Raw genomic sequence first — 16,435 nt, forward strand, 5'->3', positions numbered from 1 at the left:
GGGAAGTGCGTCAGGGTCACACTCGGGCAGAGGCCTCGCGGCACTCGCCGGCGTCGGTGGGCTAGAAGATCCCCTCGAGCGCCTCGTCTCTGGCTTGTGAGTAGCTTTCTTCGTGCTCCGCGAGGTAGGACTCCCACGCTCGGGCGTCCCAGATCTCGAGGAAATCGACCGAACCGATCACGACGCAGTCCTTGGACAGCCCCGCATAGCGGCGATGGTCCGCGGAGAGCGTGATCCGCCCCTGGGCATCGGGGTGCTGTTCGTCGGTTCCCGACGCCAACCCGCGCACGAAGGCACGTGCCTGCGGATTGCTACGGGAAGCCGCGGCTGCACGACGCGCGAGTGCGGTGAACTCCTCACGGGGATACACCGCAAGGCTGTGGTCCTGCCCTTTCGTGACCATCAACCCTCCCGCCAACGCGTCCCGGAACTTCGCGGGCAGCGTGAGCCGCCCCTTGTCGTCGAGCTTCGGCGTGTAGGTACCGAGAAACATCTCGACACCTCCCACCGGGGCCCTGTGGCGAACGTGTGGGTCGATACCGGTTGGTACCGTCCCGCATTTCTTGCGGGTCGCTCACACGATCCGCTGCCCGCCACTTTACCCCACTTCCCTCCACTTTCAATCCGATCAGACCCCGGATTTGACAACTTTCGCCCGATAAGTGCAGCTCACAGCCGCGAGGCGAGGTGGGGGAAGCTGCTGCGCGTGACGGCGAACACGCACGTTGGGCGCCATTGCAAGACCCGGCCGCAGGGCTTCAAGATCAACAAAGGCCCAGCTCGAGCCTTCGCCGGCAGCATCGACCGAACCGGCGAACACCGCCGCGGGGGGCGTTCGATCTCAGCGGTGGGGAGCAGTGGGGAATTCGGGTGGGGAACGGTGGGGAATCACGGTGCGGCGATACGGATGACGCGTGTCGCACCCGGCGGGCCGACACGAAAGGGAGACGAAAAAACGGTGATGGCGCGACCCCGGGGCCACGCCATCACCGTTTTCCGAAAACTTACGACCTACTCCTGTTCGAATCTCCGACGGAATCGGTCTTCCATGCGAGACGAGAAGCCACCTGATTTCTTCCCACCATGGGACTTACGCGGATGCGATCCGCCCGACCCGCCCGGAGTGCCGTCCCCGTCGGGAACCGCCGCCAGATGACTCTTGCCTCCACCGAGGAGAAAGAGGATTCCGGCACCGAACATCACGACGAATCCGATCAAACTGATGATCGGGAATTCGCCCAACCTCACATTCACAGCCACGCCCACGACGAGGAGGACGAGACCCAATACGAAGAGGGCCACTGCCTGCAATCGACGCTTCCCGGAGGGGGCACGCATTCGCCCGCCCCTCACTGTGGACGCGAACTTGGGATCCTCGGCGTAGAGCGCGCTCTCGATCTGGTCGAGCATGCGCTGCTCGTGCTCGGAGAGTGGCACGGTACCTCCCCCGGCACTAAGAGTTGGCACCTCATCCGCGGTGCGGTGAGGTGGGTAACGGACTGACGGTTACCTGAATTCAATAATACGAGGAGAGTCGGCCCCTTACCACCTACTCCGCGGACGAGTTGTCGACGAATCCGTGACGATCTGGGACGGCGCGACCCGCCGCTCCGCCAACGTGTCGGGAATCACCCGCCGGACGCTACGCGGAGGCGCCTCGATCACCGGCATTCAGGTCTACCTCGGGCAGGAAATCTTCCACCGCGGTGAGGAACCGACCCACGTTTCTGTAGAACCCGTCGGCGTCGCCATCCGCCACCACCCGTGTGACGCCGGCCTCGATCGACGCACGCAAGGCGGAATGCCCGGCGAAGTAGTCCGCCCATGCGGCGAATTCCGGCGCCGCCCGGGCCATGAGCACCCACGCGCTTCGTGAACGCGGCCGCCGTGACGCCGCCGCGCGGGCCCGCCCCTCCGACGCGGCCAGGACAGCCGCGGCGCCGCGCAGGGCGGCAAGATAGGCGCAGCGGAAGCGCTCGGTGGGCTCCCCCGCACCCGCCGCCTCGGACAACAGCCTGTCCGCGCGGTCGAGCAATGTCGTCGCCTGCACCAGCACTGGCCGCCGACCGGACGACCCACACCCGGCCGCGATCCGCGACATTCCCGGCGCGGCCACCGACGCCGCCCGGGGCCGCATCCCCGATGCGACCGATACAACCGGCTCGACCTCCGGCCCGACTTCAAGCACCCCCACGCACCTCCCACCGCTCCGAAGTTTCAGGGCCGACGATCCGGCGATGATTCGCTTCCCTCGAACATCACCGGATCGCCGATATCGAACACGTGTTCGACCTATTCAATATAGCTGGCCCCACCGACACGTCGTCAAGGGAGAAGAGGGTGAGCCCGAGCATGGACAGCACCGGCAGCTCCGGCAGCCCCGGCGAGAGCCCCGGCCCGACCCCTGGCCCGACCCCTGGCACGCCGGTCGTCGTCGATCTGTCGGTGTCCGAGATGCGCGCTCGGCTGCCGGAGGCGCTGGCCATCTATGTGGCCGCGATGGGCTATCCACGCGGGACCGAGTACCACCGGGCGCCGATGTGGACCGAACACACCGCGCGGCCCGGCTGGCGGGCGGTGGGCGCAGTCCAGCCCGATCCCGCTCATCCGGACCGGCCCGCTCCCCTCGTCGCGATCGCGTACGGCTACCGCGGCGCACCCGACCAGTGGTGGCAGCAGCAGGTCCGTCACGGCATGCAGTCGACGGGCTGGAGCCGCGACCAGATCGAATACGTCCTGGGCAACTACTTCGAGCTGACCGAACTGCACGTCCATCCGAGCGCACAGGGGCACCGGCTCGGCGAACAGCTCCTGCGCCGGCTCCTCGCGGACCGCCCGGAACGAGGTGTCCTGCTCTCCACCCCCGAGGTGGATCGGGAGGACAATCGGGCATGGCGCCTGTATCGGCGCACCGGGTTCCGGGACGTCGTCCGCCACTTCACCTTCGCGGGCGACCGCCGCCCGTTCGCCGTGCTCGGCCGGGGGTTGCCGCTGTGATGGACGTGATCGTCGTCGGCTCGGGCCACAACGCCCTCGTGTCGGCCTGCTATCTCGCCCGTGCCGGCTGGTCGGTGGAGGTCCTCGAACGTGACACCGTGCTCGGCGGCGCGGTCTCGACCGTCGAGCGGTTCCCCGGTCACCGCGTGGACCGCGGCTCGTCGGCGCACATCATGATCCGACACACCGGAATCATCGAGGAGCTCGATCTCGCCGCCCACGGTCTGCGCTACATCGACTGCGATCCGTGGGCGTTCGCACCCGCCCCGGCCGGTTCGGACCGACCCGGAATCGTCTTCCATCGCAGCCTCGATCGCACGTGCCGGTCCATCGAGGAGTCGTGCGGCGCCGCCGACGCGGCCGCGTACCGGCGCTTCGTGGAGACGTGGGGCCCGCGCACCGCACGCGTCATGCGCGCCTTCTCCGCCCCACCGACCGGCGGGCACCTGCTGCGCTCGTTCTGGGGTCTGGACACGTCCGGCGGCGGCAGCGAGATCTCCCGCGAGTTCCTCACGACGGGCGACGCATTGCTCGACGAGTACTTCGACAGCGAACCGCTCAAGGCGGCTCTCGCGTGGTTCGGCGCGCAGTCCGGTCCGCCGATGTCGGAGCCGGGCACCGCCCCGATGGTCGGGTTCGCGGCGCTGATGCACACGCTGCCGCCGGGCCGCGCGGTGGGCGGCAGCGGCGCGCTCACCACCGCGTTGGCCTCCCGTCTCGCGTCCGACGGCGGCACCGTCACCCTCGGCGACGGCGTCACCGAGCTGCGCCGCGACGCCGACGGGTGGACCGTCGTGACGGAGTCCGGCCGGCGCGTCCGGGCCCGCGCCGTCGTCGCCGGCTGTCACGTGCTGACCACGCTCGACCTGCTCGAACGCGGCGGATACGACCGGGACACCGTCGCCGGGTGGCGACGCCGGATCCGCGTCGGCCCGGGCATCGGCATGGTGCTGCGGCTGGGCACCGACGCGCTGCCGTCGTACCCGAGCGCACCCGCCGGGGAGACCGCGACGTCGGGGCTGCAACTGCTCGTCTCCGATCGCGCGCAGCTGCGGGCGGCGCACGGTGCAGCGCTCGCCGGGGAGCTGCCGCCGGAACCCGCGGTTCTCGCGATGAGCTTCAGCGGCATCGACCCCACGATCTCCCCCGCCGGCGAGCATCAGGTGACGTTGTGGTCGCAGTGGCACCCGTACGCGCTGTCCGGCGGCCGCCGCTGGGCCGATCTCGGCGAACGCGAGGCCGACCGCATCGTCGCGAACGTCGATGCCCTGGCGCCCGGGTTCGCCGACAGCGTCCGCCACCGGCACATCCAGACCCCCGCCGACATCGAACGCGAGATGGGCCTGCTCGGTGGCAACGTGATGCACGTGGAGATGTCGCTGGATCAGATGTTCATGTGGCGGCCGATCCCGGAGCTGGCCGCGCACCGGGTCCCGAACGCCGACACCCTGTATCTGACGGGTGCGTCGACGCATCCCGGCGGCGGCGTGTCCGGATCGAGTGGCCGCAGCGCGGCCCGGGTCGCGCTCGCGGACGCCGGCGGTGGACGGCTGCGTCGAATGCTGCGCAAGACCTTCCGGTGAGCACCGTGACGCCGCTCGTGCGCGCGTCCGCAGTCGTCGCGGCGACCGCGATCGCGGCACAGATCGCGTATCCCCTCGTCGACGGTCGGTCCCGGGACGCCGTCACCGTCGCCGTGGTCGCGCTGCTGGCGGCCGCAGCGATCGTGCATGCCGTGGCGGTCCGAGGCGGCCGGTGGGCGTCGGGCATGGTGCTGGCCACCGCCGGGATCGGGCTGGCGTCGGAAGTGGTCGGGGTCGCGACGGGGATCCCGTACGGCTGTTACGAGTACGCGTCCGGACGACTCGGGCCGTCGATCGCGGAGGTGCCGCTCGTGGTGCCGTTCGCGTGGACCGCCGGCTTCTACCCGGTGTGGTGCGCCGCGTCGCTGCTCACCCGCAGCAGGCCGGCGCGCATCGTCCTCACGACGATCGGAGTCGTCGGCTGGGACCTGTACCTGGATCCACAGATGGTGGCCGACGGGCAGTGGCGGTGGTGTGTGACCGACGCCGGGCTGGTCGGGATCGAGCACATCCCGCTGACCAACTACGCGGGCTGGGTGGTCGTGGCCGCGGCGATGACGGTTCTCGTCGATCTGCTCGACCGTCGCGTACGTCCCGCGCCGGCATCGCCGGCCCGCGACGCCGTGCCGATCGCACTGTTCCTGTGGACGTGGCTCGGCTCGGCCCTCGCCCACGCGGTGTTCCTGGACGCGCCGGAACTGCGGTACTCGGCGGTCTACGGGTTGGTCGCGATGGGCGTCGTCGGCGTTCCGCTCCTGCTGCGGCTGGCCGGTTCGCGCCGCGCCGAATCGGACACCACACCCGCCACCTGACACGAATACCCGTGCCTTGCACGATGATCTCGCCATACCTGGCACCATGTTCCCGTGCAATCGTCCACATCCGGCCCCTCGGTCCGTTCCCGTTCCCGCCTCCGCGTGTTCGCCACCGCAGCCCTCGCGCTGCTCCTCGTACCGCTGCTCGCCGGGTGCCTGCGGGTCCAGGTGTCGATGGGCGTGTCCGCCGACGACAAGGTCTCCGGCCAGATCGTCGCGGCCACCGTGCCGAAGGACGAGAACGACAAGGGCCCGCAGCTGACCCCGCCGGACTCGCTCTCCAACCGCATCCGGGTGCAGGAGTACCGCAAGGACGGTTACGTCGGCTCGCAGGCCTTCTTCAGCGGCCTGTCGTTCGGCGACGTCCAGAAGCTCGGTTCGATGTACAGCGAGACGGGCACCGCGCTGCAGTTGTCGCTGCGGCGCGCCGGCGACCTGGTGAGCCTGGACGGCCGGGTCGACCTGGAGAACGTCCCAGCTCAGGGCACCGACGTGCAGTTCACGATCGCCTTCCCCGCCCGCGTGGCCACGACCAACGGCACCCGTGAGGGCGAGTCGACCGTCACGTGGAAGCTGCCGGCCGGCGACGTCAGCACGCTGCGCGCCGAGGTCCGCTACGCCGACCCCAGTACCCGCAGCTTCGCCGGCTGGGCCGGGATGGCCGCCGGTGTCGCGGTCGCCGTCGCCGCGATCGTCGGCGTCATGGCGTGGGCGACGCGCAATCGCACGCGGCCGCCGGGACCCCCGGCCGAGCAGCCGGTCGCGACGTCGTCGCGGTGACCCTGCACCGCGTGGCTCCACCGCTCCACCGCTTCGACCCCCTGGCCGCCGCCACGCGCATCGGGGCCGGCCTGGCGATCGGCGGCGCCGCCGTCGCCGCCGCGAACGCCGCCGCGCTGCCCCGCCTGCACGCGGCCCCGGTGACCGAACCGGTCACCGTCGTCGTGCCCGCCCGCAACGAGGCCGCTCGGATCGGCGAGCTCGTCGCGGATCTGCGCGCCCAGCGCGGACTCGGCACGCTGCGGGTCCTCGTCCTCGACGACGACTCCACCGACGGCACCGCGGACGTCGCCCGACGGGCGTTCGACGGCGACGGCCGCTTCGCCGTGATCAGCAGCACCGGCGCGCCGGCGCCGGGCTGGCTCGGCAAGACCGCCGCGTGCCGCCGCGCCGCCGAGCATGCGACACGCCTGATGGATCCGCGGCGGCCCGGCGCGCTCGTCTTCCTGGACGCCGACGTCCGGCTGGCCCCCGACGCCCTCGCGGCCGCCGTCACCGAATTGCGGCGCACTGGCGCCCACCTGGTGTCGCCATGGCCCCGGCAGGACGCGGAGTCGGCCGTCGAGCGGCTGATCCAGCCGCTGCTGTGTTGGTCGTGGTTCGCGTCGCTGCCGGTCGCGGTCGCGGCCCGCAACACGCGCCCGTCGATGGTCGTCGCGTGTGGGCAGTTCCTCGTGTTCGACGCCGCCGCGTACTACCGGCTCGGCGGCCATGTCGCCGTCGCGGACAGTTTCACGGAGGACCTCGACATCGCCCGGGCGCTGCGGCGGCGCGGTGAGCGGACCGCCGTGGCCGCCGGACAGCACCTGGCGTCGTGCCGGATGTACACCAGCGCGACGGCCCTGCGCACCGGATACACGCGGTGGTTGTGGACGGCGTTCGGCTCCCCTGCCGGCTCGGCTGCGGTGTCGGCCGCCGCCGCGCTCGCGTACCTGCTGCCCCCGGCCGCCGCACTGTTCGGGCGCGGACGCACCCGGGCGTGGGGTGCGGCGGGGTACGCCGCCGCAGTCGCGTCGCGGCTGACCACGCGCACCGTCGAGACCGGGGCCGGCCCGGGCGTCCGCGACGTGGTGGACGCGGTCGCCCATCCTGCGTCGGTCGTCGGGCTGATCGGTCTCACCGCCGCTTCGCACCGCGCGCACCGGCGCGGACGGCTGCAGTGGAAGGACCGGGCCGTCACCTGAGCTGGGACGGACCGGACGGTGTCACACCGTCACACCGCGGCCGACGCCGACATTCCCAGGTTCGCGAGCACCTCGCTGGTGGCGCGCGCGAAGTTGAGGGTGATGAAGTGCAGGCACGGTGCGCCCTCGGCGATGAGCCGCTCGGCCATCTCGGTCGCGATCTCGATGCCGATCTCGCGCACCGCGGCGCGGTTCTCCTCGGGGCCGTCGCCCGCGGCACGCCGTAGCCGCTCGTCGAGTTCGGCAGGCAACCGCGAGCCGGACAGCTCGAGGCTGCGGCGGGCCGACCGCAGCGACGTGATCGGCATGATCTCGGGGATGATCGGCTTCTCGGCCTGCTCCGGGTCGTACGCCGCGACGCGGTCACGCAGCCGCAGATAGTCCTCGACGTCGAAGAACATCTGCGTGATCGAGTACTCGGCGCCGGCGCGCAGCTTCGACACCAGGTACTTGGTGTCGTGGTCGAGGTCGGGGGCGCGGTAGTGACCCTCCGGGAAGGACGCGACGCCCACGTGGAAGTCACCCATGTCGCGCACCAGGCGGACGAGGTCCTCGGCGTACTCGACACCGTCGGGATGCTTGACCCACTCGCCGAGCGGATCCCCGGGCGGGTCGCCGCGCAACGCGAGGATGTTGCTGATCCCGCGGTCGGCGTACGCGCCGCACATGGCCCGCAGCTCGTCGATGCTGTGGCCGACCGCCGTGAGGTGCGCAACGGGCAGCAGGGTGGTCTCCTCGGCGATCTGCCCGGTCACGCGGACGGTGCGGTCGCGCGTGGACCCCCCGGCGCCGTACGTCATGGACACGAACGCCGGATTGAGCCGCTCGAACGCACGCACGGCGCGCCACAGCCGCTCCTCGGCGGCCTCGTCGCGCGGCGGCGAGAACTCGACGGAGAAGGGGATCCGACCGCTGTCGGAGGAGCGGATACGGTCCACGATCGAAGGGGTCTGGGTCACCCAACCTGCGCTGCTGCGCCCCCGAACGGCATCGAATGTCACCGAACAAGCATAGGTTGACCAGCGCCGGTCGCCCTCATCGCGTCGATGCTCGCGCCTCGGTCACCGCTTCGGGGAGCATCGACGACGCCCACTAAGGTGGGGGCAAGGCTTTTTCCGCGCGGGCCTGGCCGCCGCGCAGCAGTCTGTGCTCGACATCGAGTCCTCGAGTCAACTTGGAGGCAGTCCTGTCCGCCGGAGCCGGTGAGTCCACTCGCCTGACCCAGTCCACCCCACCGCTCACCGATCTGGTCGAGGAGTCGCTCCGCGAGTTCTTCGCATCCCGTGCCGACACGGTCCGGGAGGTCGGTGGCAGCTACTCCGATGCCGTCGCCGCGCTCGAGAGCTTCGTTCTCCGCGGCGGCAAGCGGGTGCGTCCGGTGTTCGCATGGACCGGCTGGCTCGGCGCCGGCGGCGATCCACAGGGCACGCAGGCTCCCGCCGCGCTGCGCGCGGCCGCGGCCCTCGAGCTGGTCCAGGCGTGCGCGCTGGTGCACGACGACATCATCGACGCGTCGACGACGCGTCGCGGGTTCCCCACGGTGCACGTGGAGTTCGCCGACCAGCACAGCGCGCAGCAGTGGAGCGGCGGCTCGGCCGAGTTCGGGCGCGCCGCGGCGATCCTTCTCGGCGATCTCGCGCTGGCCTGGGCCGACGACATGGTCCGCGAGGCCGGGCTGGACCACGAGACCCTCATCCGCATCTCCCCCGTGTGGTCGGCGATGCGTACCGAGGTGCTCGGCGGCCAGTTCCTAGACATCAGCAACGAGGTGCGGGCGGACGAGTCCGTGGAGTCCGCGCTGCGGGTCAACCGGTTCAAGACGGCCGCCTACACGATCGAGCGTCCCCTGCACCTGGGTGCGGCGATCGCCGGCGCCGACGCCGCCCTCGTCGACGCGTACCGCACTTTCGGCACCGACATCGGCATCGCGTTCCAGCTGCGCGACGACCTGCTCGGCGTGTTCGGCGATCCCGACGTGACGGGGAAGCCGTCCGGGGACGACCTGCGGGCCGGCAAGCGCACCGTGCTGTTCGCGGTCGCGCTCCAGCGCGCCGACGAGACCGATCCGGCGGCCGCGGCGGTCCTGCGGGAGGCGATCGGCACCGACCTGTCCGACGCGCAGGTCGAACGGCTGCGGTCGCTGATCACCGACCTGGGCGCGGTCGACGATGCCGAGCGCCGGATCGCCGAGCTCACCGACAGTGCGCTCGCGGCCCTCGACGGCAGTACCGCTACCGACGAGGGCAAGCGTCGGCTGCGGGAGATGGCGATCGCGGTCACCCGCCGGGACGCCTGATCGACGTGGGCGTTCGTACCGTCCGCGGGGTGACCGACCGCGTCGTCGTGGTGGGCGCCGGGCTCGCGGGACTGTCGGCCGCGCTGTACCTGCGCGGCAGCGGCCGCGAGGTCACGCTGCTCGAGCGCGCCGACCGGCCCGGTGGCCGCGTCGGGACGTATCGCGGGCCCGGGTACGTCATCGACAACGGCGCGACCGTCCTGACCATGCCGGAACTGGTCCGCGACGCCCTCGCCGCGGTCGGCGCCGACTTCGACACGACGACTCCCCCGCTGCGCCTGCACCGGCTGGATCCGGCGTATCACGCGCGGTTCGCGGACGGTTCGACGATCGACGTGCATTCGGACCCCGAGCGGATGGTCGCCGAGGTGGCGCGCGTGTGCGGAGCGGAGGAGGCGCGCCGCTACCTCGACCTGCGCCGCTGGCTGGCCCGGGTGTTCGACGCCGAGTTCGACACGTTCATCGACGCGAACTTCGATTCGCCGCTGGACCTGTTCTCGACGCGGAAGTCGGCGACCGACCTGGCGCGCCTGGCCACGGCGGGCGGGTTCGGCCGGCTCGGCAGGCAGGTGGGCCGGCGGGTCACCGATCCGCGGCTGCGCCGGATTTTCACGTTCCAGGCGCTGTACGCGGGTGTCGCGCCGGCCAAGGCGCTCGCGGTGTACGGCGCGATCGCCCACATGGACACCTCGCTGGGGGTCTCGTTCCCTGCGGGCGGCATGCACACGATCGCTGCGTCGATGGCCGACGCGTTCACGTCGGCGGGCGGCCACCTGCACCTCGGCGCCGACGTTGTCCGAGTGGAGCGATCCGGTGAGCGGGCCCGCGCGGTGCACACCGCCGACGGTCGGATCTTCCCGTGCGACGCTCTCGTGCTCACCCCGGATCTGCCGGTCGTCGACGATCTGCTGCGCACGCGGCGGCAGCGTCGGCAGCGGATCTCCCCGTCCGCGGTGGTCCTGCACGGGACCATCCCGCGGGCGACGACGGCGCGTTGGGGCGCCGCGCACCACCACACGATCGACTTCGGTGCCGAGTGGGAACGCACGTTCGCCGAGATCGCGGCCCGTCCCGGTCACGGCCGACTGATGAGCGATCCGTCACTGCTGATCACCCGGCCCGCGGTCACCGATCCGGCACTCGAGCTCACGCGGGACGGCCTGACCCACGAACCGCTGTCGGTGCTGGCGCCATGCCCCAACCTCGACAGTGCCCCGCTCGACTGGGCAGCGCTCGCCGACGCCTACACCCAGGAACTGCTGCAGACCCTCGAGCGCCGCGGCTATCACGGGATCACCCGCGACTTTGTCGTCGATCACACCGATACACCCGCGACGTGGGCCGCCCGCGGCATGGCGGCCGGCAGCCCGTTCGCCCCGGCGCACGTCTTCCGGCAGACCGGGCCGTTCCGGCGCCGCAACCTGGCCTCGCGAGGGACGAACATCGTGCTGGCCGGATCGGGGACGACGCCGGGCGTGGGAGTGCCGACCGTCCTGATCTCGGGGAAACTGGCCGCGGAACGCGTCTGCGGCCGCTCGGAGGCAGGGCTTGCCGGATAATCGCGGACGACCCACTAAACTGACTACCCGTCCCATGCTTCCCGGCCGCCACGACGCGACCGGGCATCACCGAACGCTTCTTCCGGGGGAGGAACCTGCACCGATGTCGGCCTCTTCCGGAATCCCCGACGCCTCGGTCGACCGCCGGTCGTGGCTGCGCGCGAGCGCCGACTACCTGCGGACCCCCGAGGGACATGCGACGATCCTCGGCTTCGCCGGTGCGATCATGATCACATTCGGCGGCTTCGGCGCCGGCAGCGTGCGCCGGCACGACCCACTGCTCGAGGAGCTCCGCCTGTCGTGGCTGCGGTTCGGCCACGGCTACGCATTGTCGACGATCATCATCTGGGCCGGCGTCCTGTCCATGATCATCGCGTGGGTGCGGCTCGGTCGCTCCACGATCAAGGGCCGTGTCGGACTGCGCTCGCTGCTGTGGACGGTGCCGCTGTGGACCGCCCCGATGCTGCTCGCCGTCCCGATGTTCAGCCGCGACGCGTATTCGTACCTCGCGCAAGGCGCGCTGCTGCGCGACGGCTTCGACCCGTACGCGGTGGGCCCGGTGGTCAACCCGGGCATCCTGCTCGACAACGTCAGCAACGTGTGGACGACCACGACGGCGCCGTACGGCCCGATCTCGCTGCTGATCGGCCAGGGTGTCACCACCATCACCGGCGACAACGTCATCGCGGGCACCATGCTGCTGAGGGTGGCGTTCCTGCCCGGTCTGGCGCTGATGATGTGGGCGCTGCCGCGACTGGCCCGACAGTTGGGCGGCAAGCCCACGATCGCGGTGTGGCTCGCGGTGCTCAATCCGTTGGTGCTCATCCACCTCATCGGCGGCGTGCACAACGAGTTGCTCATGGTCGGTCTGATGGTCGCCGGCATCACGCTGGCCCTGGACCGCAAGCACATCGCGGCCATCGCGATCATCGCGCTCGGCGTGGCGGTCAAGGCGATGGCCGGGATCGCACTGCCGTTCATCGTGTGGATCTGGATGATCCACGAGCGGGAGCGCGCCCTGGCCGAGGGCCGGGAGCCGGCGACACCGGTGGCGTCGTTCGTTCGGGCGGCGGGCATCGGAGTTGCTGTGTTCGCGGCCATCTTCACGGCCGCGTCCGCGATCGCCGGTGTCGGTCTCGGCTGGCTGACGGCGCTCTCCGGATCCGCGAAGATCATCAACTGGCTGTCGTTGCCGACGATCATGGCGCACATCGTGACGGTCGGCACCGGATGGTTCACAGGCCTGAGCCTCACCCCGGTCCTCGAGGTCACACGCAGCATCTGCGCGGTCGCCCTCGCGGGCCTGCTGGTGTGGATCTGGTGGCGGTTCCGTAAGACCGAACGCGACGCCGTGATGGGCATCCTGGTCGCCCTGGTCGTGATCGTGATCCTGTCCCCCGCCGCGCTGCCGTGGTACTACTCGTGGCCGCTGGCGATCGCCGCCGGCTTCTCGATGTCGACCCGGACGCTGCAGGTCCTCGTCGGTCTCTCGACGTGGCTGATGCTGGTGTTCCAGCCGGACGGCGGCCTCGGCATGTACTCCTTCTTCCACGTCGCGCTCGCCACGTTCGTCGCGGTGGTGGCCGCGGTCTCGCTGAAGACGGTAGATCCGCTACGGCTGCGGTCGGTGTCGGAGAAGGTGGTGCCCGAGGCGACGGCACGCGTCGCCGAGCATCTGACGGCGCAGGCCCCCGAGCGACGTTCCGCCCCGCTGTGACCCGTCCCGTGCCGTGACCACCACCGTTCCGCTCGACGATCTGCCTTCGGCGTACCGCCGCTGTCGACGCCTCGCGGCCGAGCACGGCCGGACGTACTACCTGGCCACCCGCCTGCTGCCGGTCGAGCGGCGTCCGGCCGTGTACGCGCTGTACGGATTCGCTCGCACCGTCGACGACGTCGTCGATGTGGACTGCGCCGGGCGGGCGCCGGCGGAGCGGGCTGCCGCGTTGGACGTCGTCGAGGCGCAACTGGACGACGCGCTGGCGGGTCGCCCGGTGAGCGACGCGCGTACCGGGCCGGTGGTCCGCGCGCTCGCCGACACCACCCTGCGGTACGCGATCCCCGTCGAGTATTTTCGGGCGTTCCTCGACTCGATGCGGATGGACATCCCGGGTACGCCGGGCTTCCGCGCGGAGTACCCGGACATGACCGCGCTGCGCCGGTACATGTACGGGTCGGCCGCGGTGATCGGGCTGCAGATGCTCCCGGTCCTGGGCACCACCGTGCCGCGGGCGGTCGCGGAACCGTATGCGGCCGCGCTGGGCGAGGCGTTCCAGCTGACCAACTTCCTCCGCGACGTCGGCGAGGACCTCGACCGCGGACGGGTTTACCTTCCCGCCGACGAGCTCGGCGTGTTCGATGTGGATGTCGAGCTGATGCGCCACTGCCGCCGCACCGGCACCGTCGATCCGCGCCTGCGCCGAGCGCTGGCGCACCTCGTCGCGGTCACCCGGGCGCTCTACCGCCGGGCTGAACCCGGGCTCGACATGCTCGAGCCTCGGGTCCGACCGGGCATGCGCGCTGCATACGTGCTGTACGCCGAGATTCTCGACGAGATCGAGAACGGCGGGTTTCGGGTGCTCGATCGCCGGGCGACGGTGCCGCGGCACCGTCGCCTGGCCGTCGCGCTGCCGCTGCTCGCCCGGACGGTCACCGGGCCGCGGTAGGACCCGTCAGAAGGCCATCGACTGGGCGCGGCGGACCACCTCACGGGCCTGGTGCCCGTGCATCGCGTCGATCGGGGTTCCCGGGAGCGTGTCGTCCGCGGTGAACAGCCAGCGCAGGATCTCCTCGTCCTCGTATCCGCCGTCGCGCAGGACGATGATCAGCCCGGACAGCAGCCGGACGGGCTGGCCGTCGTCGCCGAAGAAGGCCTCGGGGATGCCGAGCACGCCGTCACGTTTGACGGCGATCAGGTGGTGGTCGCGCAGCAGCTGGTGCACGCGGGTGACCGCGAGACCCATCCCCTTCGACACGTCTGCCAGCTGCAGCAGCGGAATCGACCGGTCCAACACGTCATCGCAGTAAGGGATAGCACTCACTCCCGTAACGTTATCCGGTCGACGCCGCCGGTACGACCACGGCCTGCATCGCGGAATCGGGACAATGGCCGCGGCTGACTACGATCGAGATGAATCTGTGCACGGAAAGGCTAGGGGGCGCGAGCTTGAATCCCGGAGGTCGAGGGTTGATCGGTGTGGTGCTGGATCGGCGCTATCGCATCGATGCACCGATCGCGCGCGGTGGCATGTCCACCGTCTACCGCGGCATGGACCTGCGACTGGATCGTCCCGTCGCGATCAAGGTGATGGATCCGCAGTTCGCGGCCGATCCGCAGTTCCTCGCCCGTTTCGAGTTCGAGGCGCGCGCGGTGGCCCGGCTCAACCATCCGGGTCTGGTCGGCGTCCACGACCAGGGCAGCGACGGCGAGCACGCCTTCCTGGTGATGGAACTGGTCGAGGGCGGCACGCTGCGCGAACTGCTTCGTGAGCGTGGCCCGATGCCCCCGCACGCGGCGGCGGCCGTTGCCCGGCCGGTCCTCGAGGCCCTGGCCGTCGCGCACCGCGCGGGCCTGGTGCACCGCGACATCAAGCCGGAGAACGTGCTGATCTCGCACGCCGGCGACGTCAAGATCGCCGACTTCGGGCTGGTGCGCGCGATCGCCGCGTCGAACACCACGTCGCGCAGCGTCATCCTGGGCACCGCCCAGTACCTGTCCCCCGAGCAGGTCACCACCGGCACCGCCGACGCGCGCAGCGACGTCTACGCGGCGGGTGTGCTGCTGTTCGAGATGCTCACCGGCGCCACCCCGTTCACGGGAGACACGTCACTGTCGATCGCGTACCAGCGCATCGACAACGACGTCCCGGAGCCGAGCACGCTCATCGAGGGCGTGCCACCGGAGTTCGACGAGCTCGTCGTCCGGGCCACCGAGCGCGATCCCGACGCTCGCTTCGCCGACGCCGGCGCGATGGCGACGCAGTTGCGGTCGGTGAGCACCGAACTGCAGTTGCCGGCCTACCGGGTGCCCGCGCCGCGTCGCACGGCCCAGCCGGCGGCTGTCCCGAACGTCGCGAACAGCCCCGCACCGAACAATGCCGCCACCCGCGCCCTGTCGCCCGCCCCGCAGCCGGAGGCTCCGCCCGGTCACGATCCGACGACCGTGATGGCGACGCCGGCACCCGACACGGGTGGGCCGCACGCGGTTCAGCACACCAAGGTCGTCACGACCGTCACGCCACGGCCGCCGGAGGCGCGGGCCGACGCCACCGACCGCCCCCCGGCGCAACCGCTGGGCGGCATCGAGGCGCGCCTGCGCGGGTCCCGGCGGACGGTGCTCGTGTGGCTGCTGGTGGTGCTGCTCGTCGCGGTCGCCGTCGGATTCGGCGGGTGGTGGCTCGGTTCCGGCCGGTACGCGGCGGTCCCGGTGATCGACGGCCAGGACACTGCCGCCGCCACCGAGACCATCGAGGCCGCGGGACTGACCGCCGAGACGAAGGGCGCGTACTCCGACACCGTCGCGGTCGACGCGCTCGTCGGGACCGATCCGGGCAGCGGCGAGAAGGTGCGACGCGGGTCGGTGGTGACGCTGCTGGTGTCGCTGGGCCGACCCACGGTGCCCGAGGTGACCGGCCGCGGCGACGTCGCCGCGGTGGAGGCCGGGCTGCGGGAACGCACGTTCGTCCCCGTCGACGGCGGAGAGGCGTTCAGTGCGCGGGTGCCGGTGGGCGCGGTCGCGGCGCTCGAACCGACGCCCGGCACGATGCTTCCGGTGGGCTCGCAGGTCCGCATGATCCGCAGCAAGGGCGCCCCGCCCGTGGACGTGCCCGACGTGTCGGGCCTGTCGGAGGACGCGGCCCGCAAGGCGCTCGATTCGGTGGGGATCACGGTGCGCGAGGTGCAGCAGGTCTTCGCCGACGAGATCGACGCGGGCGACGCGGTGGGAACCGATCCGGCGGTGGGTACCACCGTCAAGGCCGGCGCCAGCGTCGTGCTGAAGGTGTCGAACGCGGTGAAGGTGCCGTCTCTGCTGGGCCGCTCGGTGGCGGCCGCGAAGGCCGAACTGGACCGTCTGGGCCTGCCGTACGAGGTGCGGCAGATCGTGAGCTCGGACCGATCGTTGATCATCTCGCAGACCCCCGGCGCCGGCGACCGGGTGGCGCCCGGTAGCACCGTGACGCTCACGTCGCTGCTCTGATCGTCGGGGCGTCGCTGCCCCCGC

At 71.2% G+C, this 16,435-nt stretch carries 15 protein-coding genes; 10 read left to right on the top strand and 5 right to left on the bottom strand.

From position 1 onward, the window contains the following. Positions 1–61: 61 nt before the first annotated feature. The 3 genes from mraZ to ABTV10_RS15005 form a co-directional block, all read right to left on the bottom strand. Entirely contained in the window at positions 62–493 is a 432-nt protein-coding gene (gene mraZ, locus ABTV10_RS14995) for a division/cell wall cluster transcriptional repressor MraZ (RefSeq protein WP_348605039.1), read from the bottom strand. Between the two features lie 518 nt (positions 494–1,011). Next, a complete protein-coding gene (locus tag ABTV10_RS15000) occupies positions 1,012–1,467 on the bottom strand; it encodes an SCO2097 family morphological protein (RefSeq protein WP_499028140.1) in 456 nt (151 codons plus the stop codon). A 175-nt stretch (positions 1,468–1,642) separates the two neighbouring features. Beyond that, positions 1,643–2,188 carry an SAV_6107 family HEPN domain-containing protein gene (locus tag ABTV10_RS15005; protein ID WP_499028141.1) on the bottom strand — a complete coding sequence of 182 codons (546 nt, stop codon included), beginning with the start codon at positions 2,186–2,188 and terminating at the stop codon, positions 1,643–1,645. Positions 2,189–2,340: 152 nt separating this feature from the next. Here ABTV10_RS15005 and ABTV10_RS15010 point away from each other — a divergent pair, with 152 nt between their 5' ends. The 5 genes from ABTV10_RS15010 to ABTV10_RS15030 are packed head-to-tail and all read left to right on the top strand — an operon-like array spanning position 2,341 to position 7,359. Further along, positions 2,341–2,997 (top strand): GNAT family N-acetyltransferase, encoded by a 657-nt coding sequence (locus ABTV10_RS15010; protein ID WP_499028143.1) that lies wholly within the window; start codon positions 2,341–2,343, stop codon positions 2,995–2,997. Beyond that, on the top strand, positions 2,997–4,580 hold the full coding sequence (locus ABTV10_RS15015; RefSeq protein ID WP_499035186.1) for a phytoene desaturase family protein: 1,584 nt from the start codon (positions 2,997–2,999) through the stop codon (positions 4,578–4,580). The genes ABTV10_RS15010 and ABTV10_RS15015 overlap by 1 nt, the downstream gene beginning before the upstream one ends. After that, complete coding sequence (locus ABTV10_RS15020; protein ID WP_499028145.1) at positions 4,577–5,392, top strand: carotenoid biosynthesis protein; 816 nt, start codon at positions 4,577–4,579, stop codon at positions 5,390–5,392. Before ABTV10_RS15015 ends, ABTV10_RS15020 begins: the two co-directional genes overlap by 4 nt. Before the next feature lie 54 nt (positions 5,393–5,446). Then, entirely contained in the window at positions 5,447–6,175 is a 729-nt protein-coding gene (locus tag ABTV10_RS15025) for an LppM family (lipo)protein (RefSeq protein WP_499028147.1), read from the top strand. Between the two features lie 11 nt (positions 6,176–6,186). After that, positions 6,187–7,359, top strand: a complete 1,173-nt coding sequence (locus ABTV10_RS15030) for a glycosyltransferase family 2 protein (protein WP_499028149.1) — start codon at positions 6,187–6,189, stop codon at positions 7,357–7,359. 29 nt (positions 7,360–7,388) lie between these two features. On the opposite strand, the gene metF is transcribed toward ABTV10_RS15030, so the two are convergent. Further along, positions 7,389–8,360: a methylenetetrahydrofolate reductase [NAD(P)H] gene (metF, locus tag ABTV10_RS15035; protein WP_499028151.1), complete on the bottom strand. Its 972-nt coding sequence runs from the start codon at positions 8,358–8,360 to the stop codon at positions 7,389–7,391. Between the two features lie 173 nt (positions 8,361–8,533). Between metF and ABTV10_RS15040 the strand changes: the two genes are divergently transcribed. From ABTV10_RS15040 to ABTV10_RS15055, 4 genes are all read left to right on the top strand, one after another. Continuing rightward, positions 8,534–9,655, top strand: coding sequence for a polyprenyl synthetase family protein (locus tag ABTV10_RS15040; RefSeq protein ID WP_433605083.1), 1,122 nt, complete (start codon positions 8,534–8,536; stop codon positions 9,653–9,655). A gap of 29 nt (positions 9,656–9,684) precedes the next feature. Further along, positions 9,685–11,214: a phytoene desaturase family protein gene (gene crtI / locus ABTV10_RS15045; RefSeq protein WP_499028153.1), complete on the top strand. Its 1,530-nt coding sequence runs from the start codon at positions 9,685–9,687 to the stop codon at positions 11,212–11,214. 103 nt (positions 11,215–11,317) lie between these two features. Beyond that, positions 11,318–12,931: an alpha-(1->6)-mannopyranosyltransferase A gene (locus ABTV10_RS15050; protein WP_499028156.1), complete on the top strand. Its 1,614-nt coding sequence runs from the start codon at positions 11,318–11,320 to the stop codon at positions 12,929–12,931. Between the two features lie 13 nt (positions 12,932–12,944). Beyond that, positions 12,945–13,880, top strand: a complete 936-nt coding sequence (locus ABTV10_RS15055) for a phytoene/squalene synthase family protein (RefSeq protein WP_499028157.1) — start codon at positions 12,945–12,947, stop codon at positions 13,878–13,880. Between the two features lie 6 nt (positions 13,881–13,886). Here the strand turns inward: ABTV10_RS15055 and ABTV10_RS15060 are convergent, their stop codons facing one another. Beyond that, positions 13,887–14,255, bottom strand: a complete 369-nt coding sequence (locus ABTV10_RS15060; protein WP_499028159.1) for an Rv2175c family DNA-binding protein — start codon at positions 14,253–14,255, stop codon at positions 13,887–13,889. A gap of 155 nt (positions 14,256–14,410) precedes the next feature. Between ABTV10_RS15060 and pknB the strand changes: the two genes are divergently transcribed. Then, positions 14,411–16,411 carry a Stk1 family PASTA domain-containing Ser/Thr kinase gene (gene pknB / locus ABTV10_RS15065; RefSeq protein WP_499028160.1) on the top strand — a complete coding sequence of 667 codons (2,001 nt, stop codon included), beginning with the start codon at positions 14,411–14,413 and terminating at the stop codon, positions 16,409–16,411. The last annotated feature ends 24 nt before the right edge of the window (positions 16,412–16,435 follow it).

The organism is Paraburkholderia sp. RHO2, assembly GCF_050955445.1.
Taxonomy (GTDB): domain Bacteria; phylum Actinomycetota; class Actinomycetes; order Mycobacteriales; family Mycobacteriaceae; genus Prescottella; species Prescottella agglutinans_A.

Excerpts from the sequence above, each read along its gene's own strand:
- mraZ (WP_348605039.1), bottom strand. The coding sequence starts at position 493 with ATGTTTCTCGGTACCTACACGCCGAAGCTCGACGACAAGGGGCGGCTC.
- ABTV10_RS15015 (WP_499035186.1), top strand. The coding sequence starts at position 2,997 with ATGGACGTGATCGTCGTCGGCTCGGGCCACAACGCCCTCGTGTCGGCC.
- ABTV10_RS15050 (WP_499028156.1), top strand. The coding sequence starts at position 11,318 with ATGTCGGCCTCTTCCGGAATCCCCGACGCCTCGGTCGACCGCCGGTCG.